This window comes from Terriglobus albidus (genome assembly GCF_008000815.1).
Lineage (GTDB): Bacteria > Acidobacteriota > Terriglobia > Terriglobales > Acidobacteriaceae > Terriglobus > Terriglobus albidus_A.
Genome location: NZ_CP042806.1, coordinates 5,275,586 through 5,302,562, shown reverse-complemented (window position 1 = coordinate 5,302,562; position 26,977 = coordinate 5,275,586). Strand labels below are relative to the sequence as shown.

General features: G+C 58.4%; 18 protein-coding genes. 9 read left to right on the top strand and 9 right to left on the bottom strand.

Annotated elements, in window-relative coordinates; translation table 11 throughout:
• Positions 1–109 precede the first annotated feature (109 nt).
• Positions 110–1,546 (bottom strand): alpha-L-fucosidase, encoded by a 1,437-nt coding sequence (locus tag FTW19_RS21270; protein ID WP_187143095.1) that lies wholly within the window; start codon positions 1,544–1,546, stop codon positions 110–112.
• 216 nt (positions 1,547–1,762) lie between these two features.
• Between FTW19_RS21270 and FTW19_RS21265 the strand changes: the two genes are divergently transcribed.
• On the top strand, positions 1,763–3,274 hold the full coding sequence (locus FTW19_RS21265; protein ID WP_187143094.1) for a sialate O-acetylesterase: 1,512 nt from the start codon (positions 1,763–1,765) through the stop codon (positions 3,272–3,274).
• 429 nt (positions 3,275–3,703) lie between these two features.
• Here the strand turns inward: FTW19_RS21265 and FTW19_RS21260 are convergent, their stop codons facing one another.
• The 3 genes from FTW19_RS21260 to FTW19_RS21250 all read right to left on the bottom strand — a co-directional run bounded on the left by FTW19_RS21260 (position 3,704) and on the right by FTW19_RS21250 (position 6,001).
• Positions 3,704–4,648 (bottom strand): TIGR03435 family protein, encoded by a 945-nt coding sequence (locus FTW19_RS21260; RefSeq protein WP_147649554.1) that lies wholly within the window; start codon positions 4,646–4,648, stop codon positions 3,704–3,706.
• A gap of 40 nt (positions 4,649–4,688) precedes the next feature.
• Complete coding sequence (locus FTW19_RS21255; protein ID WP_147649553.1) at positions 4,689–5,093, bottom strand: OsmC family protein; 405 nt, start codon at positions 5,091–5,093, stop codon at positions 4,689–4,691.
• A gap of 131 nt (positions 5,094–5,224) precedes the next feature.
• Positions 5,225–6,001 (bottom strand): SDR family NAD(P)-dependent oxidoreductase, encoded by a 777-nt coding sequence (locus FTW19_RS21250; protein WP_246153430.1) that lies wholly within the window; start codon positions 5,999–6,001, stop codon positions 5,225–5,227.
• Positions 6,002–6,216: 215 nt separating this feature from the next.
• Between FTW19_RS21250 and FTW19_RS21245 the strand changes: the two genes are divergently transcribed.
• Entirely contained in the window at positions 6,217–8,502 is a 2,286-nt protein-coding gene (locus FTW19_RS21245; protein ID WP_147649552.1) for a PQQ-binding-like beta-propeller repeat protein, read from the top strand.
• A gap of 5 nt (positions 8,503–8,507) precedes the next feature.
• Here FTW19_RS21245 and FTW19_RS21240 read toward each other — a convergent pair whose 3' ends face one another.
• The 4 genes from FTW19_RS21240 to FTW19_RS21225 form a co-directional block, all read right to left on the bottom strand.
• Complete coding sequence (locus tag FTW19_RS21240; protein ID WP_147649551.1) at positions 8,508–11,153, bottom strand: ABC transporter permease; 2,646 nt, start codon at positions 11,151–11,153, stop codon at positions 8,508–8,510.
• A complete protein-coding gene (locus tag FTW19_RS21235; RefSeq protein ID WP_222705487.1) occupies positions 11,150–11,503 on the bottom strand; it encodes a PadR family transcriptional regulator in 354 nt (117 codons plus the stop codon). The genes FTW19_RS21240 and FTW19_RS21235 overlap by 4 nt, the downstream gene beginning before the upstream one ends.
• 383 nt (positions 11,504–11,886) lie before the next feature.
• On the bottom strand, positions 11,887–12,642 hold the full coding sequence (locus tag FTW19_RS21230) for an SDR family NAD(P)-dependent oxidoreductase (RefSeq protein WP_187143093.1): 756 nt from the start codon (positions 12,640–12,642) through the stop codon (positions 11,887–11,889).
• A gap of 46 nt (positions 12,643–12,688) precedes the next feature.
• The gene (locus FTW19_RS21225) at positions 12,689–13,471 is read right to left on the bottom strand and encodes an SDR family NAD(P)-dependent oxidoreductase (RefSeq protein WP_187143092.1); all 783 of its coding nucleotides are present in this window, start codon (positions 13,469–13,471) and stop codon (positions 12,689–12,691) included.
• Between the two features lie 274 nt (positions 13,472–13,745).
• Here FTW19_RS21225 and FTW19_RS21220 point away from each other — a divergent pair, with 274 nt between their 5' ends.
• From FTW19_RS21220 to FTW19_RS21210, 3 genes are all read left to right on the top strand, one after another.
• Positions 13,746–14,657: a sugar phosphate isomerase/epimerase family protein gene (locus tag FTW19_RS21220; protein WP_147649548.1), complete on the top strand. Its 912-nt coding sequence runs from the start codon at positions 13,746–13,748 to the stop codon at positions 14,655–14,657.
• 13 nt (positions 14,658–14,670) lie between these two features.
• On the top strand, positions 14,671–15,465 hold the full coding sequence (locus FTW19_RS21215) for an IclR family transcriptional regulator (RefSeq protein WP_147649547.1): 795 nt from the start codon (positions 14,671–14,673) through the stop codon (positions 15,463–15,465).
• 134 nt (positions 15,466–15,599) lie between these two features.
• Positions 15,600–16,613, top strand: coding sequence for an SMP-30/gluconolactonase/LRE family protein (locus tag FTW19_RS21210; protein WP_147649546.1), 1,014 nt, complete (start codon positions 15,600–15,602; stop codon positions 16,611–16,613).
• A 122-nt stretch (positions 16,614–16,735) separates the two neighbouring features.
• Here FTW19_RS21210 and FTW19_RS21205 read toward each other — a convergent pair whose 3' ends face one another.
• The gene (locus FTW19_RS21205) at positions 16,736–17,692 is read right to left on the bottom strand and encodes an NAD-dependent epimerase/dehydratase family protein (protein ID WP_147649545.1); all 957 of its coding nucleotides are present in this window, start codon (positions 17,690–17,692) and stop codon (positions 16,736–16,738) included.
• Between the two features lie 440 nt (positions 17,693–18,132).
• Here FTW19_RS21205 and FTW19_RS21200 point away from each other — a divergent pair, with 440 nt between their 5' ends.
• The 4 genes from FTW19_RS21200 to FTW19_RS21185 all read left to right on the top strand — a co-directional run bounded on the left by FTW19_RS21200 (position 18,133) and on the right by FTW19_RS21185 (position 26,850).
• The gene (locus FTW19_RS21200) at positions 18,133–20,265 is read left to right on the top strand and encodes a transketolase C-terminal domain-containing protein (protein ID WP_147649544.1); all 2,133 of its coding nucleotides are present in this window, start codon (positions 18,133–18,135) and stop codon (positions 20,263–20,265) included.
• 9 nt (positions 20,266–20,274) lie between these two features.
• Positions 20,275–20,667: a cupin domain-containing protein gene (locus tag FTW19_RS21195; protein ID WP_147649543.1), complete on the top strand. Its 393-nt coding sequence runs from the start codon at positions 20,275–20,277 to the stop codon at positions 20,665–20,667.
• A gap of 488 nt (positions 20,668–21,155) precedes the next feature.
• The gene (locus FTW19_RS21190; protein WP_147649542.1) at positions 21,156–23,081 is read left to right on the top strand and encodes an FG-GAP-like repeat-containing protein; all 1,926 of its coding nucleotides are present in this window, start codon (positions 21,156–21,158) and stop codon (positions 23,079–23,081) included.
• A 133-nt stretch (positions 23,082–23,214) separates the two neighbouring features.
• Positions 23,215–26,850: a TonB-dependent receptor gene (locus FTW19_RS21185; protein ID WP_147649541.1), complete on the top strand. Its 3,636-nt coding sequence runs from the start codon at positions 23,215–23,217 to the stop codon at positions 26,848–26,850.
• Positions 26,851–26,977 lie beyond the last annotated feature (127 nt).

Genomic DNA, 26,977 nt, shown 5'->3' with positions numbered 1-26,977 from the left:
TTTTCGCTTAACTGAACCGAGAAATAGCGAAGGATGACAACCTAAAACAGCGAATGATCAAACAACAAGGCGCCGCAGGATCACTCCGGCGCCTTGTTGTTTGCATCGCTTACTTCGATTCCAGAACCAGGACAGTCGCAATCGGATCAAGCGCCTTCTCAGGCAGGGAGACATCAAGCACTCCATCCCTCTGTGTAAACTTCAGCGCCTTGTGAGACGAGTCCGCCAGCAGGTACGCCTTGGTGATGGTGCGCGGAACCTTCTCTACGTGGAAGCTCCCCTTCGGCCAGGCGAAAAGATGGATGTAGATGCGGTTGGCCTTAGTCGTCGAACGCCACTCCCACGCGGGAACAAACTTCGGCTTGGCATTGCCTTCTGCCGGAGCAAACGATCCTGCCTCGGCTCCGAAGAGCGTGGCCTTGGCTCCATAGACAGCCTCGCCATTGACGGCCAGCCACTTGCCCATAGCGTGCAGGCGCTCGACCTCGGGCTCGGGAACCTTGCCCTGGGCATCCGGTCCAATGTTCAGCAGGTAGTTGCCGCCCTTGCTGGTGATATCGATCAGGTTACGCAGCAGCGTCTCGGTCGACTTGAAGTTGGTGTCAAACGACTTGTAGCCCCAGGTGTCGTTGATGGTCATGCACGACTCCCAGTCGCGCCCCGGATATCCCTGCGCCGGGATGTACTGCTCCGGAGTTTCGGTGTCGCCCTTGTATCCGCCGCCCAGGCGGTTATTCCAGATCAGCTTCGGATACTGGTTCAGCACCTTCACGACTTCGGCGGCGCGCTCCGGAGTCATCCTGCTGGTCGGGGTATCGAACCAGATGATGTCGGGCGCGGTCTTGTAGTTCGAGAGCAGCTCCTTGATCTGAGGAATCGCCTTGGTCTTCAGGTAGTCATCGAAGCTTCCATCCTGCGCCGGATCCCAGTGGCCTGTTTCTTTGTTGTGGGTACCGCGAACGGCCGCCGCACCACCGGGAGCGGTCCAGTCCTGTGCCTGCGAATAGTAGAAGCCGAGACGGATGCCGGCCTTGTGGCACTCCTCTGCGAGTTCACGAAGGGGATCCTTCTTGAAGGGCGTGGCGGCGACGATGTTGAACGGATCGGTCTTGGAGTCGAACATCGCAAATCCGTCGTGATGCTTCGAGGTGATCACGATGTACTTCATACCCGCATCCTTCGCCAGCGCAACAATGTCGTGCGCGGAGAAGCCGGTGGGATTGAAGTTGGTTGCGAACTGTTTGTAGTCGGCGACCGGAATGGAAAGATCGTTCATGATCCATTCCCCAATATGCGTAGTGCGCTGCCCATGCCACTCACCCGCGGGAACGGCGTACAGGCCCCAGTGGATGAACATGCCGAAACGTGCCTCGCGCCACCATGCCATGCGGGCATCATGCTGGGCCGGAGTCTCCTTGTCCTGGATGGCAGGCACGGGATGGGGAGTGGCGGACGATTCGATCGCATGCCCTTCCAGTTGGCCGTATGCGGATACGGAAGAGAGAACGCATGCACCAAGCGCCAGGCGCAGGACAAAAGAGTTCATAGGTATCATCCTCATGGTTGAGCCTTGTTGGTAATGCGGCGGCCGTTCGGAACAGGAAATATGGCCTCCGCTCGACGGAACAACATTAGGGGATTCCCCCGGGTTTTGTCGAGGAGTTCGTGTATATGCGAAAACTATGTTTTACAGGTAATACGTCTTGACATGGTTTTAGTTAACCGATTAATTTGCCGAAGATCCCGCAAGGAGATGACGCTCATGAGGCTGACGACGCACAGCTATTTTCCCTCCGCGGAACGGAAGACGCTGTTCGCGGGGATGGCTCTTCTTGCTGCCTGCACCGTTGTCCCGCAATGCCTCGCGGAGGTCGAACTTGCACACATCTTCAGCGACCACATGGTGCTGCAGCGAGACCTTCCGATCCATCTCTGGGGAATGGCGGAGCCGGGAGAGCAGATTCATGCGCAACTGCAGGATGCTTCCGCCGAGGCGGTAGCGGACGACCTTGGGCGATGGAGCGTCTATCTCCCTTCCAGAAAGGCCGGGGGCCCTTTTGAGGTCGTGGTTCGCGGCAGGAATGAGGTTCGCCTGCAGGATGTGATGATCGGCGACGTCTGGGTAGCCTCCGGCCAGTCCAACATGGAGTTCGGCATGAAGACCGTGGCCAACTCGGAGGTCGAGCTCAGAAAGGCCAGCCAGTACGACATCCGGATCGTTAACGTTGGCCATGCCTACTCCGAGTTTCCGCTCTCAAATCTGAAAGAGGGCGTCTCCTGGGCAAAGGCGGACGAGAACAACCTCCTGAACTTTTCGGCAGTGGCTTATCTCTTTGCACGCAAGATCGAAGACAGCCAGCACGTTCCGGTCGGAATCATCGAATCTTCGTGGGGAGGAACTCCGGCAGAGGCCTGGACCAGCTTGCGTACCCTTACAGCCTCTCCTGAATTAACGCCGGCCCTGGCCGCCTGGGCGAAGATCCTGGAAGGCCGCACCGAAGAGGAACTCCGGTTTACGCAAACGCAAAAGAACCCGGCAGCAGGGCAGAAGCCGGCGCCCGCTCCGCGCGATCTCAATGCATGGCACCCTGCCTATCTCTTCAACGCCATGATCGCTCCGCTGACGCCATTTCCCATCAAAGGCGCGCTCTGGTATCAGGGCGAAGCAAATACCTCGGAATGGAACTACGCCTACTACGCTCCACTCTTTCGGGCGATGATCGAGGATTGGCGAGCGCAGTGGAAGCTGGGAGACCTCCCGTTCCTCTTTGTCCAGATCGCGAATGTCAAGGCATCGTCTCCGGCGAACAAGTGGGCTGAGATCCGCGAGGCACAGATGCAGACACTAACTTTTAAGAACACCGGAATGGCTGTGACCGCCGATATCGGTGAAGCCGCTAATGTTCACCCACGCAATAAACAGGACGTTGCAGACCGTCTCTCCCGCGTAGCGCGCAAGGTCGCTTACGGAGAGGATATCGAGTTCTCAGGGCCGATCTATCGCAGCTCCATTGTTACCGGGGACCAGGTGAGGATCTGGTTCGAACATGGGGAAGGACTCATGCTCAAAGACGCAAACGCGTCTTTCTTTGAGGTCGCAGGCGCGGACAAGGTCTTTCATCCGGCAAAGGCATCGATTGAGAACGGGACGCTGATTCTTCGTTCCCCTGATGTTCCACATCCGTTACAGGCAAGATATGCATGGCTGGATAACCCAACCTGCACTCTCTACAACGCCGCAGGATTGCCGGCATCGCCATTTCGCACGCGCTAAAAAGCACGCTTATGCGTTAAAGTTTTTGCGAGAGCGTAGCTTCGTTACGCTACCCGTTTTTGGGATGGCGGAAACGCGTCTACGGTTTCCAGGCGGCTTCTATGCCAGAACACATACTCCTCGACAGGGACTCTGCGAGGCCCAAACCGAGGCGGGGCCTGCGCCTGTTGAGAGGGTGGTTCCTCAAGGAGAACCGTCATCTCCGAAGAAACGCGGTTATCGGCAGAAAGCGATGGTTGAATCATGGCTGCACCCGTCTTTCCATCATGAAATGCTTGGGTTGGGGACGCAGTGACCGTGGTCACCTGAAAGCTAACAGCTTTTCTTAGGCCACAAATAATACTCCATTTCGAACAGAAATTCCAACAGTCATCTACACGGTTTGGATCCCATTCCACAGTGCTGGGAGACTCATTTCGGCGAAAAGTTTTAGTTATCGGTTACGTGATCAATATGGTCCAGAATGATGACCTGTATGTCGCTTTTTTCGGACTCCAGCTTCAATCCAAGCTGCTGTTTGAGTGCTTCGCGAAACATGGGGCCTGAATCTTCCGCCGCATTTTGAGACGTTGCACTCTGCGTCGGGTCCGGCGTGTACTCCAGCGTGAAATCGTATCCACCGCTAAGGCCTGTTTGATCAACGACGGGATGATCCAGCGCTCCCCAGCCTGTGAAGGAGTTTGCCAGCAGGCTGATCGGGACATTGCGGCCGCCGAGGTTGAAGCGATGAGGTGCACTTGCCGGCAGAAGCAGGATGCCGCCGCAGGTCTCTGGAAGTCCGTCGTTGCCCGCGGAAGGAGGAGTAGGTTCTTTATCCGGCAGGGTTGTCGGGCAGGGTGAGTTCGCCGGGTGTGGCTGCAGCTTCGGGCCAGTCTGCCCAGGTTTCACCTGCTTGAGCGCATAGACGGTGACTTCTCTGCTCTCATAGTGGACCGCCAGGTTGAATCTCTCCTTCAGCAGTGAGCGCATCATCAGTCGCAGTTCGTCTTTCGTCACGTCGTTCTTGTCGGTGCGTGCCTGGATGTCGAATCGGTCATTCCTCACCCACTCCGGCGCCATGGCCCGGAACGATGTCAACTGGCCGTCAGTCATCCTGTAGGCAAATGCTATGTACGACAGCAGCGGAATGTTCTTCCCAAGAAAAAGACCTCCGGTTGGAGAGTAGACATTTCCAGGACCGAGAGGCACGTTGGAGCTGATGCCGTCAGGCGACTTATTTTCTCGGATAGAAGCGACGTCGAAGCGAAGCGCGTCGTTTTGTTTCGCTGCGCTCGGAGATTGCGCTCGTCCTTCTTGATGAAGCAGAACCAATGGGAGTGCGGAGAGCGCGATAAGAGCCCAGCGGCAAGCTGAAGGAGGAGTATGTCTACCCACAGGAACACTATAGCGTTGTCATCTTCTCGATGAGAGGTGACTATCCCCAGCGGAAGGTGATCGCAGCGTCGATCTCAGGTTTCAGGATGTTGTGTACCGGGCAGGCATGCGCGGCGCGCTCCAGTCTTCTGATCTGCTCTTCGTTCAGAGCATAGGGGACATGCACGGTTACCGTGAGCTTCGAGAACCGTCGCGGAGCGTTCGCCATCTCCTTTTCGACTGTCGCTGTCGCGCCAGTGATATCGAGATCCATCGACTGAGCAGCGATGGCCATAATGCTCAGGATGCAGCTACCCAGAGAGACGGACAGCATCTCGCTCGGAGAGAAGCTCTCACCCTTGCCGTGATTGTCCTTCGGCGCATCGGTGATGACGACGGTGCCGGACTCGACATGTTCCGCCCGGCAGCGCAGGCCGCCCTGATAGTGAACTACGGTCTCGCTCATAGGTCATGGTAGCAATCCCTTGAGCATTTTCCCTGTGGGTGTCATGTAGGGCTTCAGCATCTATGGCCGTTTTCCGCAATGAAACGCCGCTGCACGCTTCTTCCGGGACACCTGGCAACAGGGAAAACGCTCTAACTGGGATACCACCCGCCGTTCAGGTTGATCGTCTGGCCGGTGACGTACTCGGTGGTGGCGAGGAAGAGAGCCGCCTGTGCTATCTCGTCCGATGTGCCGAAGCGGCCCATCGGGATCAGGTCCGGCTGGACAGCGGTTCCTTTGCGAATCATGTCGGTATCGATCAGCGCCGGTGCAATGGCATTGGAGGTAATACCTTCTTTCACCAGCAGGCTGGCATAGCTGTGCATCAGGCCAAGCATGCCCGCCTTGCTGGCGGCATAGTGCGGGCCGACCACTCCGCCAGTCTGCGCCGCAATCGACGACAGAAAGATCAGGCGTCCCCATTTGCGCCGCCGCATGCCTGCGAGTACCGTCTGCGACATCAGAAACGAAGAGGTGAGGTTTACCTGGATCGTGTAATTCCATTCCGCAAGATCGAGGTCCTGGAGCGGTACGCGATGCAGGATGCCTGCATTGTTGACCAGGATATCGATCGGTCCCAGGGCTTCTTCGCTGACTGAGACCAGGTGCTGTACATCGCCTTCCCGTGAAACGTCGGCCTGCACCGCAATTGCGTTTCCGCCCTGCGTCGTAATCATGCTTACTGCTTCCTCGGCCTCGTCCTTTGCGTGCAGGTAGTTGATCGCGACAGCGCATCCCGCCTCCGCAAATCGCAGGGCGATGGCTCGGCCAATCCCTCGCGATCCTCCGGTGATGAGTGCAGTTCTTCCGTACAGTGGCTTCCCGGTCAAGCTGTTCTCCATGAGCGTCATTGCCGCTCGATCACTCATGGTGCAACGCCATCAGAGGCGAACGCAAGCCGCGATGGCAGATTCTTCCTTGACGATGCTGACGACGCGTTGCTAGTATTCGTCGTCGTAATAAGCAAGATAAATTGCATAATACGCAATATTTTGATCCCGTAAATTATCCCGCAAGTGCGGCTGCCGTTCCGACGGTACCCGCACCTCCCATGTGTCTGTGGCTGTAATAAGAGGGCTGATCGATGCAATTCGGTTCGAAGGTAAAGTCCGTCGCAGTTCTCGGAGCATTGGTTGCAGGCGTTGGCTTCCTGTATGGGCGCCACTCTACTCCGGAGGTTGAGGCCGCCGCCGCCTCCGGGCCGCCTCAATCTGCGGCTTCCAGCTCCTGGCTCGCGTATGGCGGCTCCAACGCGGATGCGCAGTACTCGAGCCTGAAACAGGTCAATCGCTCGAATGTGGGGCAGTTGCAGCAGGTGTGGTTCTATCCCTCCGGGAACAACGGCTTCCGGTACGGATCCAACCCGCTGGTGGTAGATGGCGTGATGTTTGTCTATGGGAAAGACAACGACATCGCCGCGCTGGATGCCACGAACGGCAGTGAGATCTGGTGTCATCACACCTACAATCCGCGTCTGATCTCGCATCGCGGCATGGCGTATTGGGAGAGCAAAGATCGCTCAGACCGCCGCCTGATCTTTCACATGAACAACGAGATCCACGAGTTGGATCCGCGTACCGGAAAGGAGATCGCGACCTTCGGGAAGAACGGAGCCGTGGATCTGCGCGAGGGCCTGGGCCGCGATCCAAAGTCGATCCGCCAGATCGAGTCCGGAACGCCCGGACGCGTCTTTGAGAATCTCTACATCACCGGATCAGCGACGGGGGAAGAGTATGAATCGCCGCCGGGCGATCTTCGTGCCTTCGATGTTGTCACCGGAAAGCTCGTATGGCAGTTCCATACCGTTCCCCATCCCGGCGAGATGGGCTATGACACCTGGCCCAAGGATGCCTACAAGTACGTTGGCGGCGTGAATAACTGGGGAGAGTTCTCCATCGACGAAAAGCGCGGCATTGCGTACTTCCCATTGGGATCGCCGACCTATGATTTCTACGGCGCCGACCGCAAGGGCGCAAACCTCTTCTCAGATTGCATCCTGGCGCTCGACGTTCGCACCGGCAAATATCTCTGGCACTTCCAGACGACGCATCACGATCTCTGGGACTACGACCTGATGACGGGGCCGAAGCTGTTGACTATCCAACACGACGGCAAGAATGTGGATGTCGTTGTGCAGGCCGGAAAGAACGGCTTCGTCTACGTACTCGATCGAACCAGCGGTACAGCGATCTGGCCGATCGAAGAACGGCCTGTGCCTAAGTCCGATGTGCCGGGAGAGGAGCCCTGGCCGACTCAGCCCATTCCCACGCATGTTCCTCCGTTCGCCCGGCAGGCCTTTACTCCAGAGATGGTGAACCCCTATATCGCCGACCCGAAGGAGCGAGAAGCAATTCGCAAACAGGTCGCGGAGGCGCGCCAGGAGGGCATCTATACTCCACCCACCCTGGGCACCACCATGGAGACGCCGGGAAACAACGGCGGCGCCAACTGGGGATCGGGAGCGGTGGATGCCTCAACCTCGACCTTCTATGTCATGTCGAAAGATGCGCCGTCGCTGCTGCACCTCGAAGCCAAACCTCCGAAGCGCGTCGTCACCGGTCCACCGGAGAATTCCGGGATGGTGACCTATCTGCAGAACTGCCGCGCCTGTCATGGCGTCGACCGCAAAGGGCAACCGCCGGCGATTCCTTCGCTCGATGGCGTGATCCAGCGGGCGGGTGCGGATCGGGTGCGCACTGCGGTCAAGACGGGGCTGGCTCCGATGCCGGCGTTCCCCGATCTTGATGACAACGACATCGACCGTCTCATCGCCTATCTGAAGTCGCCGGAGAAGGCAAAGATCGCGCCGGACGTGCTGACCCGGCTCATGGCTCCGCCACCGGCGACAGCAAGCAAGCTCGGCCCCGGGGGAATACGCTACTGGACCGGCTACGGTTACATGAACTCTTCGGATGGTCTGCCGGCGATCAGCCCGCCCTGGTCATCCTTGACGGCCTATGACATGAACAAGGGCGAGATCAAATGGCGGATTCCCATGGGAGAAGTAGCCGCGCTGGCGGAGAAGGGCATCACCGGGACGGGCAGCTTTTGGCCTCGTGGAGGAGCTACGGTCACCGCAGGCGGCCTGATCATCGTGCCGACCAAGTCTGACGGTAAGTTGCACTTCTACGACAAGGACACAGGCAAGCAGCTCGGCGAGCTCTCCGTGCCCGCAGGACCGGAGGGCATTCCCACGGTCTACGAGGTTGCAGGCAGAGAATACATTGCGATTAGTGCTCGTCCCAATCCGGAGCGAATCCCCGTTGGCGATCAGCAGCCTTCAGAGCCCAACCAGGGAAGCGCTGAGCCTGCCGGTGGGAAGACAACGCAGGGCTACTACGTCTTCGCCCTGCCTGTGATTCGAAAGTAAGCATCCTAATCGGTCCGGAGCGCCTGCATCGGATCCAGCCGGGAAGCTCGCCATGCTGGAGCGAGACAGGCCAGAACTGCTACCGCAAACAGTGTGCCAACAACGCAGGAGATAACGACGGGATCGAGAGGCTTGGTTCCGAAGAGCATCGATTCAAAGAGCCGCGTCGCCACGAAGCTTACCGCCAGGCCAAGCCCCAGCCCCAGCAGCGCCGGACGCATGCCATCGCCGAGCATCAATCGCAAAAGCTGATCGCGCTGCGCGCCGAGCGCCATGCGGATGCCCAGTTCCGTGGTCCGTTGTGTGGCCAGGTACGACAGCACTCCGTACAGTCCCACCGCAGCCAGCAGCAGCGAGAGAACGGCGAAGATAAGCACCAGCCTTGCGCTAAGGCTGGCGTTCACCAACGACGCGCCGATGACCTCGTCCATGGTGCGCACATCTGAAACCGGAAGCTCCGGATCGAGCGCTGCAATCTGCCGCTGTATCGGAATCGAGAACTGTAGCGGCGCCGATGTTGTGTGCACCGCGAGCATCTGGGAACCGGTGCCTTCGAGCATCGGGAAGTACATGGCCGCCTTTGGCTCTTTTCCAACCTGGTACAAGGTATCGCCGACAACGCCTACGATCTCGTAGTCGACGATGCCGGGCGCTCCATCATGAGGATGCGCCGGAACGTGAAGGTGTCGCCCAATGGGGTCCTCACCGGGGAAGTACTTCCGTACCAGTTGGCTGTTCACAATCACTTTGTAGGAGCGATCACCGCGTTCATCATCCGTGAAGAACCGGCCTCTCACGAGCGGAATCCCGAGTGCGCTGAAATATCCCGGATCGGCCCAGCGCGTCAGTGCCTCCGGCAGGTTTGCACTGGCGTTGACTGGAGGGTGCTCTTTCACCGTAAAGATGAAGTCACCCCAATAGCCCGCACCTGGAAGAGTGTTTCCCAACGCGGCAGCATGTACTCCGGGAATGTTTCTCACGCGCTCCAGCAGCGCTTCATTGAACGCGTTTCGCTTCTCCGGCGTATCGTATTTCTTCTCTGGAAGGCTGTAGCTCAGCGTGAGCATGTTCTGGGTGATGCAGCCCACATCGGTAGAGCGCAGCCGTAGAAAGCTCTTGAGCAGCAGACCTGCGGAGACCAGCAGGACCACCGTGATTCCAATCTCGGTTGTGAGCAGCGTTTTGCGTAGTACCGTCCGTGAAACACTGCTGGCTCCGGTGCGCGCGGAAGCCTGCAGCGCATTCATCATCGCCTTGCCCGTTGTTGAGAGCGCGGGCAGCAGGCCTGCGATCAGAGTCGCTGTGATCATGAGCAGACATGCAAATCCGATCACGGTTCCGTCGATATAGATACCTTGCGCGGTGGGCAGATCTTTCCATGCATGCGCCAGCGACCGCGTAGCAGCCACTGATAGTGCAATGCCACCCATGCACCCGGCGGCGCAGATCAGCACACTCTCGGCCAACTGCTCACGAATCAATGTCCCTCGCCGCGCTCCGAGTGCGCTGCGAATGGCTACTTCCTTCTGTCGCGCCGCACCCCGTGCCACCAGAAGATTTGAGACGTTGAGGCAGCCGATTAATAGCATGCAGCCTACGGCGCTCATCATCAGGTTCAGAGGTTTCTTCACGTTTCCGGCGAGGTCTTCGTTGAGCGAACGTGGAACAACATCTTCCGCTACCGGATCATGCGGATATTGCAGATGGAGCTGGTACTGAACTGCGCCCACCTCTTCCAGGGCGCTCGCAAGGCTTACACCGGGGCGCAGCCGCGCGATGACCAGGCTCTGGTGGAAATCGTGATGCTGCAGGAACTCCGGCGTGGCATCGGCTTGATAGGGACGCCATAGCTGGATACCGGCATCGGGATAGGCAAACCAGGACGGTAGCACCCCGACTACGGTGGCAGGCCGGCCGTCGAGATGGATCTGACGGCCCACAATCGCCGGATCACCGGCAAAGCGCCGCTCAAAGACGCTCCAGCTCAACATGACGGCAGTGCTGCCGGGCCGGTCTTCCTGCTCACTGAATGCCCGGCCAAACGCCGGCTTCACTCCCAGAAGCTGGAACAGGTTCCATGAACCTGTGGCAGCGCGGACTGACTCCGGCAGTTCATTCCGTTCGCCGGTCAGGTTGTACCCGGCGTAACGAATGATGGCCATATCTTCAAAGCCGTGGGTTTTGGCGCGCCAATCGTAGAAGTCCGCGGGCGCAACCTGAGTGCGGCTATCAGCTGCCGCCCCGTTTGCTCGGCGGTGTTCGTAGACAACTACCAACCGGGCTGGATCCCGGAAGGGAAGGGGCCTTAGCAGCACCGAACGCACAATGGTGAAAAGGGATATGGCGGCGCCCATGCACAGAGCCATAACCACAATCGCGATGACCGAGAACCCGGGCGTGCGGCGCAGCGTGCGAAAAGCGTACTTCAGGTCGCGGAAGAGATGCGTCAATGGCATGGGAGAGTTCTGCATCCATAACGACTCGCGCACCTGCTGCGAGTTACCGAGCTTCACCCGCGCCCGCCGGCGTGCCTCTCCCGGCGACATACCGCGCGCGACATTGCCGGCGATCTCTTCTGACAGAAAGGAATCGAGCTCGTCCTGCAACTCGGCATCCTTGCGTTTGCGGCGAAAAAATCGCAGCCAGCTCATTGCGCGCCTCCCTCCTCGCCCATCACAAGACCGATGGCCCGCGTCATCTGGCGCCAGCGGCTGGTCTCGCGAACCAGTTGTTTACGGCCTTCCGCCGTCAGCCGGTAGAACTTTGCCTTGCGATTGTTTTCGCTCGCGCCCCAGTAGGAGGAGACCCATTTCCGGTCTTCGAGCCGATGCAGCGCCGGATACAGGGAACCCTGCTCCACCTCCAGGAGATTCTCTGAAGTGTGCTCAATGACCTTCGCGATAGTGTGCCCGTGCGCGTCTCCGCCGACAAGCGTCCGCAGAATCATCATGTCCAACGTACCCTTCAGCATCTCACTCTGTGGCTGGGTCTTTCCCGGCATAACTTTTTCCCCTCGAAGTTCTATTGGAAGGAATGGTACACCACTCGAACTTCTATGGGAAGGCGCAGAGGAATGGAGTCTCGAATGGATCAAAAACCAGGGCGTATCGACAAACTCGAATTGAGTTTTATTTAGGAACCTCGGGTATTCCTAACCCACCCTAGCGTTGCGAGGGCGGGGCACCCGGGCAAAGAAAATAAGAGAAAGCAGATTTCTCCGCTCCCTCCGAAATGACAAACAAAAGGCAGCCCTAACGAAAGCGCTGAAGGGCCGGGGTCCCCAACGAACGTGTTCGTTGGGGTGGAGATGCGCTCTATATCAGCCTTGGGCAACGCCCCAGGTTTTGGGCTTCTGGGACACCACACTGGATCTCTAATACAGCTTTACTTGCCTACCCAGCCGCCATCGACGTACAGAGCCTGGCCGGTGACATAGGCTGCTTCTTCTGAGGCAAGAAATGCTGCGACGGAGCCGATCTCGCACGGCTTGCCCGGACGTCCAAGAGAGATCTGCGCGACCACCTGCGGCAGAATCTCCGGACTTTCCAGGACCCAGCGAATCATCGGTGTATCGATCAAGCCGGGATGGATACAGTTCACCCGAATGCCGTGAGGGCCCATCTCCGCGGAGATATTGCGGGTCAACGCCTCCACCGCCAGTTTGCTGGGAGCATAGTGTGTGCGTCCCGGCAGCACACGTGCGGCCTGAATGGAGCCGATATTGATGATGGCGCCCTTGCGGCCTTCGGCGATAAGACGTTTGCAGAAGGTCTGGGCACACATCCACTCGCTCTTCAGGTTGGTCTGCGTTACCGCATCCCATTGTTCATCGGTGAGTTCCGTGAAGGGAACAATGGTCTCAATGCCCGCATTGTTCACCAGGATGTCTGCTGGGCCGAGCTGTGCCCAGGTCTCTTCGAAGAGACGCTCCACATGGCAACGCTGCGAGACATCGCCGGCAACGACGATGCATCGGCTGCCCCTGGACTCGACATATTGCTTCACCTCTTCGGTCCGCGAATCAATGTGCAGATCATTGATGACGACATCAGCGCCTTCCCGCGCAAACGTTTCTACGATACCGCGCCCAATACCCTGGCCCGCTCCGGTAACGATCGCAATCTTCTTTTGAAGCTTCATAATGAGTGACCCTTCCCAATCTCTGCCTGGGATAGCTGTTTGTGTTTTAGTGAATGGTCCATCCGCCATCGACCATCAGGGTGTGACCTGCGATCATGTCGGCAAAAGGGCTGGAGAGGAAGAGTACAGCGCCGACCAGGTCCTCCGGCTGATTCCAGCGTCCGCGGGGAATCATCTCCTGCGTTGCCCACTCCTTATACCCAGGGCGTTCGAGGATGTTCTTCCGCGATTCCGTCTCTGTAATACAGGGAGCGACGGTGTTCACCAGAACTCCTTTGCCCGCCCACTCCAGAGAGAGCGCCTTGGCCATGTGATGCACTGCCGCCTTCGCCGCGGCGTAGACCGCGCGTTTCTTGAACGCAATTTCACCGAAGTTGGACCCAATATGGATGATGCGTCCGCCCTCCGGCTGCTGCAGCATCACCCTGCCTGCGGCCTGCGAGGCAAAGAAGACGCTCTTGACCGTGGCGTCGAAGGTCTTGTCGTACTCTTCTTCGGTGACATCCACGGCATCGCCCGTTCCGGTCCAGCTGGCATTGTTCACCAGAATGTCGACACCTCCAAAGTGATCCACTGTCTTTTGGATGAGTGCCTGGCAGTCCGCGACCTTGTTGACGTCGGTGATGACGATCTCCGCCCTTCGCCCCAGGCCTTCGATCTCACGCTTCACCGCTTCGATCTCTTCCATGCGGGGGCCGGGATACTTGGCCAGCACAAGGTGCGCGCCCGCCTGGGCCAGACCGATGGCGATGGCGCGGCCGATTCCCTGAGAGGCGCCGGTGACAACAGCGATTTTGTCCGTCAGTTGAAAGCTTGAATAATCTGGCAAGGCGGCTCCTTCCGCAGAGTTACAGCACTTCAGCCTCAAAGCTGTCTTCGATCAGGTCCGGGTTGATTGCGTAACGAGAGAAGTATATTGCGTATAGTGCAATATCGCAAAGCCTAAATTTTGCACCGTTTTTCTTTCCGGTGGCCTATGCTTTGTATTCTCTCCGGTCGGGGGAATCCTTGACAGGCATATCTCCGGCAGGGCAGAGTAGTTGCGTTTCACGCAAATAGAATTGCGTGATGTGCAATCGGAAAGATTTGCCAGGGAGGCCTGCATGACTCGCCCTTTTACGCGCCGTGAGCTGTTGCTTGGAGCAGCCGGCATGACGGCTGCCGCCGTGTGTCCACCGCTTTTTGCCGCTCCCGTCAGAAAGCTGCAGGTCCATGTGGGATACACAGGCATCACCTGGATGAACGACCAGATCGAGCAGGCTGTTGATTCGGTCTCCTCGCTGAGATTTTACGGCTTTGAGACCTTCGGTGACGTGCTGTCGAAGTGGAAGGCCCGTGGCGGGCTGGCGCCGGTGTTGAAGGCAAAGAACCTTCCGCTGATCTCAGGCTATTGCACCGTGAACCTGACGGATGCATCGCGGAAAGAAGAGCAGCTCGCCAAGGCGAAGGAGTGGTGCGGTCTTATTAAGGAGTGCGGCGGACGCATCTTTGTTGTCGGCCCCAACCCGGTGAAGCGGGATACTTACGACTTTGGCGCCAGCAAGAGCGGTATTGTCAGCATGCTCAACGAGCTGGCGAAGACGGTGGAGCAGGAGGGGCTCACTCCGGTGCTGCACCAGCACACCGGAACCTGCATCGAATCCCGGGACGAGACCTACGCGGTGCTGGAGGCGGTGGACACCCGCCACCTGAAGTTCGGCCCCGATGTGGGCCAGTTGACCAAGGGGGGACAGGACGCCGTCAAGGTCGTCAAGGACTTCCTTCCCATCGTGCAGCACATGCACCTGAAGGACTTTGACGGGAACGACGACCACCTGCTGGGATATTGCCCTCTGGGCCGGGGGAAGGTCGATGTACCCGCCATCCTGAAGCTGATGGACGGCAGAAAGATTAGTGGTATGGTTATGGTCGAGTTAGATAACGATTTCAAGAATCCATCCTCGACCCCTTCCGCTGCCCTGGCAAAGCAAAGCAGGGACTACCTGAAGTCGATAGGAGTTGGATTTAGGGGTTGAGTACAGTAGGTACATGCCGAAAAAAGCTGCACAGGTCCCATTCATTCAAAGTCTCGACCGCGGTCTGACGATTCTGCAGGCCGTCGCCACGTCAAATCACCCGGTAAATCTGGGTGAGCTGGCAGAGTTGCTCGACGTTGACCGCAGCAGTGCATTTCGGCTGGCGCAGACCCTCAGGCGCCGCGGCTTCCTCTCCACGCCTGCGGGCCGAAAGGACTATATCCTCGGCTCCGCGATCTGGACGCTCTCGCGCCAGTATGACTGGAGCAAGATGCTCGTCCGCGTGGCCCACCAGGAGCTCAAGGATCTGGCCGGTGGTCTGAATGAGACCGCCCACCTCGCCGTTCGCGAAGGAAAGAGCGCACTCTTCATCGATTCAGTCCACGCCCGGCGCGTGATCGCCGTCGCCGGACAGACCGGCGAGCTGGTTCCGATGCATGCCACCGCCCACGGAAAGGCGCTTCTCGCCGACTTCGACGACGAAGAGTTGAAGGATATCTTCGGCTCGTCACTGCAGAAGTTCACGAAGACAACCATCACTTCCTTTCCAGCGTTGCTCAAGGAGTGCCAGGCGATCCGGCAGCGGGGATATGCCACGGATGAGGCCGAATATATGGAAGGCATGCGCTGCATCGCCGCTCCTATCCGGCTCCACGACGGCTCCATCGTCGGCTCCATCGGCATCTCTGCGCCCGCAACCCGCTTCCTGAAAGAGCACTATGCCGCCCATTCGAAGCGCGTGGTGCAGTGCGCAAAGAAGATCGGCGAACGGCTCAGCATCACTGAGGAGACGACCGACGAGGAATAGATCTCCTATACCCTCGATTCACGAAACGCGCCCTATTGCGGGGCGCGTTTTTCATGGAATCTGTAGCCTTCAGGTCTTGCGCAGGCTGCTGTGTATATCGCAATATTGATTGCGTTATAAGCAACGGAGGAAGAATGAATCCAATCCTGGATTTCGGGATCGATACGTCGAAGCTGCAGTACATCGGGGAGGGGTTGCAACGCCCGGAGTGCATCCTGGCGGAGAAAGATGGGACTCTGTGGTCGGCTGACTCGCGCGGTGGCGTGGTGCGCCTGCGGCATGACGGCAGCCAGCAGATCATCACACAGAAGATCTCGGCGTACTTCGCACAGGCCGACAGCGAGGCAACTCGCTATCTGACAGGAACATTGCCGAACGGTCTTGCCTTTGCTGAGAACGGCGACATTCTGATCTCGAACTTCGGCACCGACCGCCTGGAGATCATGACGCGCACGGGAGAATCCAAGGTGTTGGCCGACAGTATCGAGGGAGAGGCCATCGGCAAGGTCAACTTCGTCCTGCGTGACTCGAAGGGCCGCATCTGGATCACGATTTCGACGAAGATCAAGAACTGGATGCATGCTCTGCGTCCCGATCTTCCCGATGGCTACATCGCCCGTTACATTGACGGTAAGTTCCGCATCATGGCCGAGGGCTTCCACTTCACCAACGAGATCCGCATGGATGGGAAGGAAGAATATATGTACGTCGTTGAGACGACGGGCGGCTGCATCAGCCGGCTACGCGTTCACGACGACGGTACGTTGGGCGAGCGCGAGATCTTCGGTCCCAGCAGCCTCGGAACCGGCGCCTGGCCCGATGGCATCGCCTTCGACAGTATCGGCAATCTCTGGGGCACCTGCGTCTACTCGGACAAGCTCTTCGTGCTTACACCGCAGGGAGATCAGCGTGTCCTTCTGGATGAAGGAGACCCGGTCAAGGTGAAGGCTCTCGAAGATCAGTTCCGCGCCGGCGCGGTGACCGAAGATGTGCTGTTTGCCACTGGCCGCGGCATCGCTCCATGGATGGCCAGCGTCACCTTCGGCGGACCCGATCTGAAGACCGTCTACATCGGCTCACTACGGGCGCACAGTATCCCGTATTTCCAGAGCCCGGTCGCAGGGCTGCCGATGGTGCACTGGAAATAATGGAATGATTGGAGGATTGAATAATTGAATAAGGGATTCGAGCTTTGCTCGGATGTCCGCTTGAACCTTATTCAATCCTTCATTTATTCCATCATTCAATTCCTCTTTAATCCTTCAATCATTCAATTTCCCTCAATCACCCCTCGCCTCTGCATATCAGCTACCGCCTCCTGTACCGCTTCAAACGAGCTATAGCGCGGCTGATAGCCAAGGAGCGTCTTCGCCTTCTCGATACTGCAGTTCGGGGAGTGAGCGATGTGATCCCATGTCGATAGGGCATCTTTCTCGCTGACGAGGGACCGCCACTTCTCCCAGGAGTGGAACTCCAGCTTTGGCTCCTGCCCGAACCAGCGAGACATGCCTTCGGCAAAGCCTCGAAGCGTCAGAGCTGCAGCCGAGACGACGTGGAAGCTCTCACCGAGCGCGACACTCCGATGCGTCAACGCCTGTTGAAACGCTTGCGCCACGTCGTCGGCATGCACATGGTGCACCGTTTCCAGGCCAAGGTTCGGCAGAGCGATTGTGGTTCCCTGCGCGAGAGCGGTAAAGACAGCCGGGTTGAAGTTGCCCTGGGGGTTGATCGGGTTCCATCCGGTACCGACCAGGTGACCGGGATGCAGCAGGGTCGCGGGGAAGCCCTTGGTCCGCGCCAGCCGCAGCAGGTAGTCCTCAATGGCGACCTTTCGGACTCCGTATTCGCCGAACGGTGACCGTGGTGCGTCTTCGGTCGTAGGCACCTGGCAGCTATGGCCGTGGATCCAGATGGTGCCGCAGTGCAGGAAATGCTCCACGCGGCCCAGGAGCGCCTCGGCGAGCTGAGCGGCGCTAGCCGGGGTGTAGCAGGTAAGGTCGATCACGGCCTGTCCGTCCAGCTCCGCGATGCGCTCGCCGAAGTTGCCGGCGGCCTCTTCCGCGTCACGGTCCAGTACGACATGCTTGACCTGCTTCCATGCCTGATCGGGCCGATAGGGATTCTTTACGCCGCGGCTAACACAGAGAACGTCGTGCCCCGCAGTTGCAAGCCTGGGTGTCAGATAGCTGCCAATATGGCCGGAACCGCCGATGATCACAATGCGCATAGAACAATTGTCTCCGTTTTCCGAGTGCTAGGGTGTGTCATCAAACTCCGGCCGTCAGCGTTGCGAGCGCAAATTTGTCCATACGAGGCGGAGGCCGAAGGCTGTGGCGGGCCCACAGTCGAGGACGACAACGAAGTATGGGCGAATTTGCGCCGCAACGCTGACGGCCGGGGCAGATTTTCTTCACCCCAGCCAGCAAAGCTGACTGGGGACCCCGATTTCCCGATCTCTTCGTCACTCGTCGTTCCAGTAGGCCGGCTACAGTTCTCTCCTCACTCCTCGATCTCAGAAAAATCTGCTCCCGGCGTTGACGGCCGGAGTTTGATGACACACCCTGGAGACTGCTTGACGATCGCAGGAACCACTCCATATACTTTGCCTCACATAACGCAATGAATATTGCGTATTATGCAAATAATCTTGCATGGAAGGTCCAGGCAATGAGCATGCCCGTACTGTCAACTGCTGTCTTCAGATCCGCCTCAGGAGATCTCTCCCTGCACCGCGAGTCGATGTATCGCGAGGGCATGCTGAAGCTGCTTGCCATCAAGGACTCCGACATCCGTATCCTCACGCTTGAACAGAGTCGCGATGCGGTGGATAAGGGGCTGCACTCCGGAGGAGCTTTCTCGGCCATTCTGCCCATGGTGACTCTCTTCTATGGCGGGTTTCTGCGCCTCGACGTCGAAGACCCCACACGCCGCGGGCAGGACATCTTCACCCTCAGCAAGGGACATGCCGTCGCTGCGATGGCGTCGATCTATGCGGAGCTGGGCTACTTCTCCGCCGACGTTCTGAAGAACTCCCGCTCGCACAGCAGTCTGCTCAACGGTCACCCGGGTCCGGTTCTCCCCGGCGTCCACATCGCCACCGGCCCCATGGGGCAGGGAATTGGCGTTGCGGAGGGCTTCGCCGTCGCCGGCAAACGCAGCCCGCGCTTCGACTCCTACTGCATGGTGGGCGATGGAGAGTTACAGGAGGGCTCCTGCTGGGAGGTCATCATGTATGCCTCGCAGCATAACCTCGAGAATCTGTGTGTTTTGGTCGATCGCAACAACGGCCAGCTAGATATCCACGACCGCATGCTTTATCCCATGCCGCCGCTCGCCGATGTCTTCCGGTCGTTCGGATGGAATGCCTTCAATGTGGATGCCACCAGCTTTGACGGAGTCTTCGATGCACTGACCGCCTTCCGCTACGGCCCGCGGAATGGCAGGCCCACAGTGATCGTCTGCAACTCGAAGAAAGGCTTTGGAGCGTTCTCCGACTTCCTGAATAAGCATAAGGTGACAGTTCCCGACGCTTTGTTCGCGCAGGAAGTGGAGATGCAGCAGAAGCAGCGCACGGCAAGAGTGACGGAATTCCTGGAACTGCTCAATCGAGTCGCGGGCGATGAGTCACTCCATGAATTGCTGTTGCAGGCCGCTGCCGGCATGAATCTGGCAGTGGATGACAGCAGCGACTTCCTCAGGCAGGTCATCGGCCCGGTCCAGACCAGGCGTGTTCCGCGGCGCGATAAGCAGATCCGCTACGACGCTGCCGCGCTTCCTAAACTCGATCGGAACAAGAGCTACAGCGCCGCTGAGATGGTGACGGCCGGAATGAAGGTCTTTGCACGCGATCCGCGCGTTGTGTCGATCGACTCGGACCTGGCTTCAACCAGCGGTCTGGAGAGCGGCATTGCCGCCGTCGACCAGGCGCGTGCGCTCAACGCCGGCGTTGCCGAAGCAAACATGATGTTGATGTCGGAGGGATTTGCGGCACTGGGCTACAACACCTGGTGCAGCACCTTCTGCCCCTTCTTCAACTGGCAGGTGCTTCGCCGTATTGCGGTCGGGCATCAGGAACGCCTGGAAGCGATGGAGGCCGCCGATGGCTGGCTGAGCGAGGGGCACGGCCTCGATATCACCTTCCTTGCAACTGCCGCCAACTTTGAGACCCGCACCAACGGCGCAACCCACATGGGCAACGATGATGCCACGACCTTCGACGCGGTCGCACATCTGAAGATCATCGACGTCTCGTGTCCGCAGCAGATGCTCTCCATCATGAAGTGGGTGATGGAAGGGAATAAGGGCCTGGTGTATGTACGTGTGATGCGTACGCCCTCGGCAGTACTCTACGACGGCGACTACGAGTTCGAGTATGGCAAGGGCAACGTCCTGCGGCAGAGCGAAAGTGATCGCGCCATCGTAATCAGCTCCGGAAGGGGAGTGCATGAGGCTCTTGCAGCTGCCGATCTATGCGAGAAGGCGGGCGTGAACGTGATGGTGGTCGACATGCCATCGGTCGATGACGACCTTTTGCTGCGGTTGTATGAGACCGGCCTTCCCATCTTCTTCGCAGAGCAGAACAACGGATATCTCTGGCAGAACTTCCTCAAGGTGCTGTATCGCCATCGCAGTTCCGCCAGGCTTGATTCGCTCAACCGGGTTTTCACGGTGAACACGCTGGATGCAGACGGCAATAAACAGTTCATCCACTCGGCCACCTACGAGGAACTCGTCGAAGTCTTCGGCCTGACGCCTGCAAAGATTGCGGCGACAGTACAGCAGGCCGTTGCGCACGGATAGAGGAGACGTATGGCAGTCAAAGTGATTCATGAGAGCACGGTCGAAGAGCTTGATCTTCCTGGTAGAAACCTGCGCTGGGTAGTGACGCCGAAGAACACTGACGCGAAGTACTGTTCGATGGCGGTCATTCGCGTCGCTCCCGGAGAAAAGGTGCGCCCGGCCCACTCGCATCCTGACGGCGAAGAGGTGATCTACATCCTCAGCGGCCACGGCCGCGTGCTGGTCAATGGAGAGGTTGCGGAGGTGCAGACTGGCTCCGCGGTTCTCTTCCCGCAGGGAGAGATCCATATGCTGCAGAACCTCTCTGAGGTTGAGATGAAGGTCGCTTGTTTCTTTGCTCCACCGGCAAGCCTCAAAAACTACGCCTTCTTTGAAGACGTTGACTTCCCAGATGCAGGTTGAATCTGCTTTCTAGCGCCTCAAACACGACATCGAGATTGGTTTTGTGGCGGTAGTAAAACCTGCGCGAGCCCATCCGTTGCGGCGATGGCGTGGGATATTCGAGCGTAGCTCGAATCGGTGGGAGCCGTGGGCTTCAGCCCACGGTCTACGCTGGGCCTTTTCTCTAGGATCAGGACAAAGCCCAGGGCTCAAGCCCATTCTTCATTTTGTGCCTTATCAGCCCGCTGCTCCCACCCAACTACCGTCAAGCGACGGGCTGAAGTGCGCTGTTGCATGGGTGTGTCCCGCATGGTCCAAAGCCTCTGAACAGCGCGCTGGCGTGCGTTTTTGCGAAATTCCAGCTCTCAAAAAATCGCATAAATTCGCCTCTCGACAATGGCACATCAGGGTGCTAGGATGGCTCCGTTTCAAAAATGACGTTTGCATAATACGCAATATAGATTGCGGCTTATGCTGCGGCAGCCCATATTTTTCGAGGCTCGACATAAATGAGACGGTTGTCCCTGTTTGCAGCAGCTTCCGCATTGTTCGTCAGCGTGTCTCCCGCGCTTGTCGCGCAATCCCCAAGCTTTGCTCCTGACGGCGCCTTTGCAGGCTCGTCTCTGTCTGGATGGCAGCAGATGGGTAGCGCACAATGGTCCGCCTCCAATGGTGAGATCACCGGTACAGGTACCGGCCTGCTGGTCTTCAATAAGCCTGCACAGGACAGCGCCGTTTATCTGCAGTTCCGCTGCGAAGGTGAATGCAATGCGGGCATCGTGATGCGCACAGCGAAAAGCGCAAGCGGTATGAGCGGAGACATGCTCTCGATCCGGCCGCAGGAGCTGGCCGGCTACCGCGCGACCTTTGATGAGTCCGGCAAACTTGCAGAGCACACTCAGCTTCGCCTCGCCGGAGGTCAGATCCGTTTTGCGCCTCCACCGTCGGCCGCTGGTGCGCCCGCTCGTCGTTTCACTCCCCCTGAGCCCTTGCCAATGCCCGCCGGCGCAACGGCGCCCCTGCAGCGTCCGTTGCATGGCCTGCGCACTGGCGAATGGAATGACGTCGAGGTGCTTCTGGATGCCGATATCCTGCGAGCCTTCTTCAACGATGGCGGAGACGCCGTAAGCGTTGCGACCGAGAACATGAATGGCTATGGTCCGTTCGCGCTCTACGTCGGGAGTGGAACCGTTCACTTCCGTGCCATCGCCTACAAGGACATTGCGGTCAAGACGCTGCCCAAAGAGCAGGTCAGTCCCAACTTCCGCATGCAGAGGATCAACGAGTTCTACTACGGCTGGTCGGCCGCGGCCGCTGACTTCAATCACGACGGCAAGCTCGATATCGTCTCCGGCCCGTTCATCTACTTCGGACCTGACTTCACCCAGTCGCGCGAGATCTATCCCGCGCAGATCGTGAATGCCTCCACCAACTACTCGATGGAGGACTGGGTGCAGCACGCCGCGGACTTCACCGGTGATGGCTGGCCCGATGTGGTGACCACCAGTCATGCCGACGGTGGCAAGACGGGAGCCGTGCTCTATGTCAATCCGAAGGGAGAGTCGCGCCGCTGGGAGAAGTTCACCGTCGTTGCTCCCATCGACAGTGAAGAGACCGTGCTCGCAGATGTCGACAAGGACGGCAAGCCGGAGCTGGTGTATATGGGCGGCGGCTACATGTGCTACGCCAAGCCGGATTCTTCGAACCCCACCGGCAAGTGGACCGTTCACAAGGTCAGCGAACATGGCCCCTGGCCCGCGCATGGCGTCGGCGCCGGTGATGTAAACGGCGATGGGCGTGTCGATATCGTCGGCGCGTACGGCTGGTGGGAGCAACCTGCTCAGAACGATGCCGAGACGAAGTGGACCTATCATCCCGCTCCCTTCGGCAAGTGGGGACGCACCTCTGCCGGCGGCGCGAAGATCGGTGTCTACGACATCAACGGTGACGGACTCCCCGACGTTGTCACCTCCATGCAGGCACATGGATGGGGCATCAGTTGGTTCGAGCAGAAGAAGTCCTCCTCCGGCGAGATTACCTTTATCCCGCACCAGGTGATGGGACATCTCCCATCGGAGAGTGCAGGCGGTGTGGTCTTCACCGAGCCGCATGCCTCCACGATTGCGGACGTGGACGGAGACGGCATACCCGACTTTGTTGTGGCCAAGCGCTACTGGTCACATCTGGATGACTTCTACGATCCCGATCCCTATGGTCCTCCGGTGCTGTACGTGTATCGCACCGTCCGCGACAAGAAGAGTCCCGGTGGAGCGCGCTTTGAGCCGGAGCTGGTTCACAACTTCTCCGGCGGAGGATCGGATGTTCTGGCCGTCGACCTGAAAGGCGACGGAAATATCGACCTCGTCACCTCCACGCGGAGTGGCACTTACATCTTCTGGGGGACAAGAAAGCAGAAGAAGACCGGCAGCCAGTAACCCGGCGATCGGAAGCATTGATTCATTTTCTGGTGCGACATCGCAAGAGCAATTGAGCAACCGGCGCTTGTAGCAAGGCAGTTGAAAGAACAAACCGGGGCCGCAACGGATACGGCCATTTCGGAGGAACGCAATGAAAGGTATCAAATTAGCACTCCTGTGCACGCTCCTTTTGTGTCTGGTGGGGATCGCTCCTCACGCATGGGCGCAGAGCGCTGCCGGATCTGTGGTGGGGACGGTCACTGACACGAGTGGATCGGTAATGCCGGGCGCCCAGGTGACACTGACAAACAATGCAACCGGAGACAAGAAGGTCGTTGCCACTGCTGACAACGGCGACTTCCAGTTCCTGTCTCTGATCCCAGGCGAGTACACGCTTTCGGTAGAGAGAAGCGGCTTCAAACGCTACACCCACAACCCCGTCGAGGTGCAGGTCGCCCTGGCAACCCGCGAGAATGTAGAGCTCGCAATTGGTGAGACGACGGAAGAGGTCACCATCACCTCGCAGGCGCCGATCATTCAGTCGGAGAATGCATCTCTCGGCCAGGTCGTTCAGGGCAAGGCCGTGACCGAGATTCCGCTTAATGGAAGAAACGTTCTGGCGCTGGTCGGCCTTGTCCCCGGCGTGGTTCCGCAGGGCAGTTCGTCAGGTAACCTGACCGGCCAGAATGTATTCGCTGCCGGCAACTATCAGATCGGCGGCGGCAGCGCCAATCAAAGCTCCACGCTCTATGACGGTGCTCCGGTGAATGTGTCCTATGGCAACGCCACTATCCTCGTGCCGTCGCAGGACGCTGTACAGGAATTCCGCGTTCAGACCAGCAACAACACGGCTGAGTACGGTATGTACACCGGCGGCGTCGTCAACATCGCCAGCAAGTCAGGTTCGAATAAGATTCACGGAACGGTATACGAGTACGTCCGCAACACGATCTTCAACTCGACCCCGTACTTCGCGAAGCATACAGATGTTCCGGCAAACGTTCTGGGCAAGAATCCGTACCACCAGAACCAGTTCGGTGGGAATATCGGCTTCCCGATCTTCAAGGATAAGGTCTTTGGATTTTTCGACTACCAGGGCTACCGGCAGGCGCAGAAGCGCCTCTATAACTACACGGTACCGACGGTAAAGATGCGCACAGGCGACTTCAGTGAACTGTGCACCCTCAACTCATCGACCGGCTTCTGCACCAATGCGTCAGGCAGCCCGGCTTCGGTAGCCACCGCGGGGCAAATCTACGATGCATGCGGCGGCACTGCATCGGCAGGCCAGGGATGCCCTGGTTATACCGGCCCGCGCACACCGTATCCGAACAACATCATTCCGCAGGCTCGCTGGAGTAAGGTCGCCACCAACTTGCTGGCCTTCCCGTACTATGCGCAGCCCACACGTGCCGGTGTGACCAATAACTTCGTAGCCTATGCCGGTTCCGGTGGCACGAACGACCAGTACAACGGCCGCGTCGATTTCAAGATCGGCGATAAGCAGAATCTCTTCGGCCGTTATACGCAGTGGAACTCAAACAACGCCGCATCGGATCCGTACAAGAATGGTCTCCGTTCCGGCGATCCCATTTCGCCCGAGTCGTTCAAGACTTACCAGACCGTTGTCGGTGACTCGTACATGTTCAGCCCGACTCTGGTAGGCGATCTGCGGCTCTCCTTCACCCGCTGGAACTACGTTCGTACGCCTGGAACCCTGGGGTATGACGAGACCAAACTCGGTTTCCCCTCGTACATGGGAACTATCTCCGGCCTGAACAATGTGCCGAGCTCGACCACGGTGCCCGCAATTGCGTTGTCGAACCCGACGGTCAACGGAATTGGTACCGGCTATATCTTCTCAGTCAACAACAACTACGTCATTGCTCCGACCATTACGAAGACCATCAGAACCCACACCATCAAGGCGGGTGTGGATCTGCGCCGCATGGAGATGAAGTACTTCCAGAACAACAGCCCCGGCGGATCGTTCCAGTTCAACACCTTCATGTCCTCGTTTGGAAACAACGCGGCGGGTGGACATCCCTTCGCCTCATTTCTGATGGGCTACATGGTCGATCAGGCGTCGTCTGCAAGTGTGGTGCAGATTGCGCCGCCGACGTTCAGCACCATCTACTACCAGGGCTACTACGTGCAGGACAACTGGAACCTGACCCCACGGCTGACTCTGAACGTCGGTCTGCGGTATGAGATTCCGGGTACGTTCCGCGAGACCAACAACCTGATCGCCACCTTCAATCCCAACGAGGTGAATCCGGTTCTCGGCAACATTACGATCAACGGCCGGGCAGTGACCGGAGCCTATGATCTTGTGTCTCCGGGGCAGGGAACCCGCAACGAGCACTTCGCCAACTTCTCGGGGCGTCTCGGTTTGGCATGGAGACCGGATGATAAGACGGTCGTTCGTGCCGGCTGGGGTAAGTTTGTGATCCCCGCAATCCTGCAGTTCCCGGAGTCGCCGGTGCAGTCGCCGCTCTCCTACATCACCAACAATCCGGTTACCACGTTGGACTCGGGCAAGACTCCGAACGCTACGCTGGATAATCCGTTGCCGAGCGGCATTACGCCCGCTCCCGGCCGCGGAGCCAACTACCAGAACCTGCTGCTCGGCGGCTCCGCAAATGCGCTGCAGAAGGATGAAGAGAACGGCGCCACCTACCAGTGGAACTTCGCCATCCAGCGTCAACTCCCGCTCGGAGTTGCACTCGAAGCTGCTTATGCCGGTCTGCATGGTTCTCACCTGCCGAACAGCCACAGCATCAACCAGGTCGCGGCCTCGTATCTGAATCAGGCGGCGAGTGACCCCAACTGCGTGGGCTCAACTGCAAACCTGTCGAGCGCGTGCTTCCTCACCAAGACGGTTCCGAATCCGTTCAACCGAGCAGCGTTCAATCAGGGCTCGCAGCAGTATGCCACCATCAACTCCACGCAGCTCTATCGTCCGTTCCCGCAGTATGGAGCCATCTCCAACACGGGTAACTATGTGGGCGTCAGCAACTACAACGCGTTGCAGATGAAGATGGAGAAGCGCTTCACTTCGGGCGGAGTGCTGCTCGGCTCGTATACCTTCTCGAAGCTGCTGGCCAACACGGAGTCGCTGACCTCCTGGCTAGAGGCAACCGGAGCTCCCGGCTATCAAAACAACAACGATCTGGGTGGAGAGTACGCGCTCTCCGGCTATGATTCGCGCCAGCGTCTTACCGTCAGCTATGTCTACTCACTGCCATTCGGCCGTGGGCAGCACTTTGCCGCCGGCGTCAGTGGCGTGATGGATAAGTTAGTCTCCGGCTGGGGCTTCAATGGTGTAACGACCTTCCAGAAGGGCTACCCGCTGGGACTCTCCATGGCCTCAAACACCGTCAGCACCTACTCGCTGGGCGGTACGACACGTCCGAACGTGGTTCAGGGTTGCAATAAGGGCATCGGAGGACGTGTGCAGTCGCGGTTAGGAGATAAGTTTTCCAACAGCGGATACTTCAACACCTCATGTTTCGTTGCTCCAGGCAACTTCAAGTTCGGCAACGAATCCCGTACCGATGGCACTCTGCGTGCTCCAGGCATAGCGAACTTCGATCTCGCTTTGTTCAAGGACACGCACATGACCGAGCAAGTGATCCTGCAGCTTCGCGTCGAATCGTTCAACCTGTTCAACCGTGTCCAGTTCGGCGCGCCAAATACCTCTATTGGCTCGGCGCAGCAGGGACAGATCACAACCCAGGTAAACGAGCCAAGGCTGCTGCAGCTCGCCGCCCGTATCAACTTCTAAGACGTTGTACGCCCCCTGTAATGCCGTGCCGCGAAAGCGGCACGGCTATTTTTTGTTGGGGGGACGTGACCGTGTGCAGCGCCAAATTCCGGAGCCCATACTCTCTAGATTTGTCATACTGAGCATT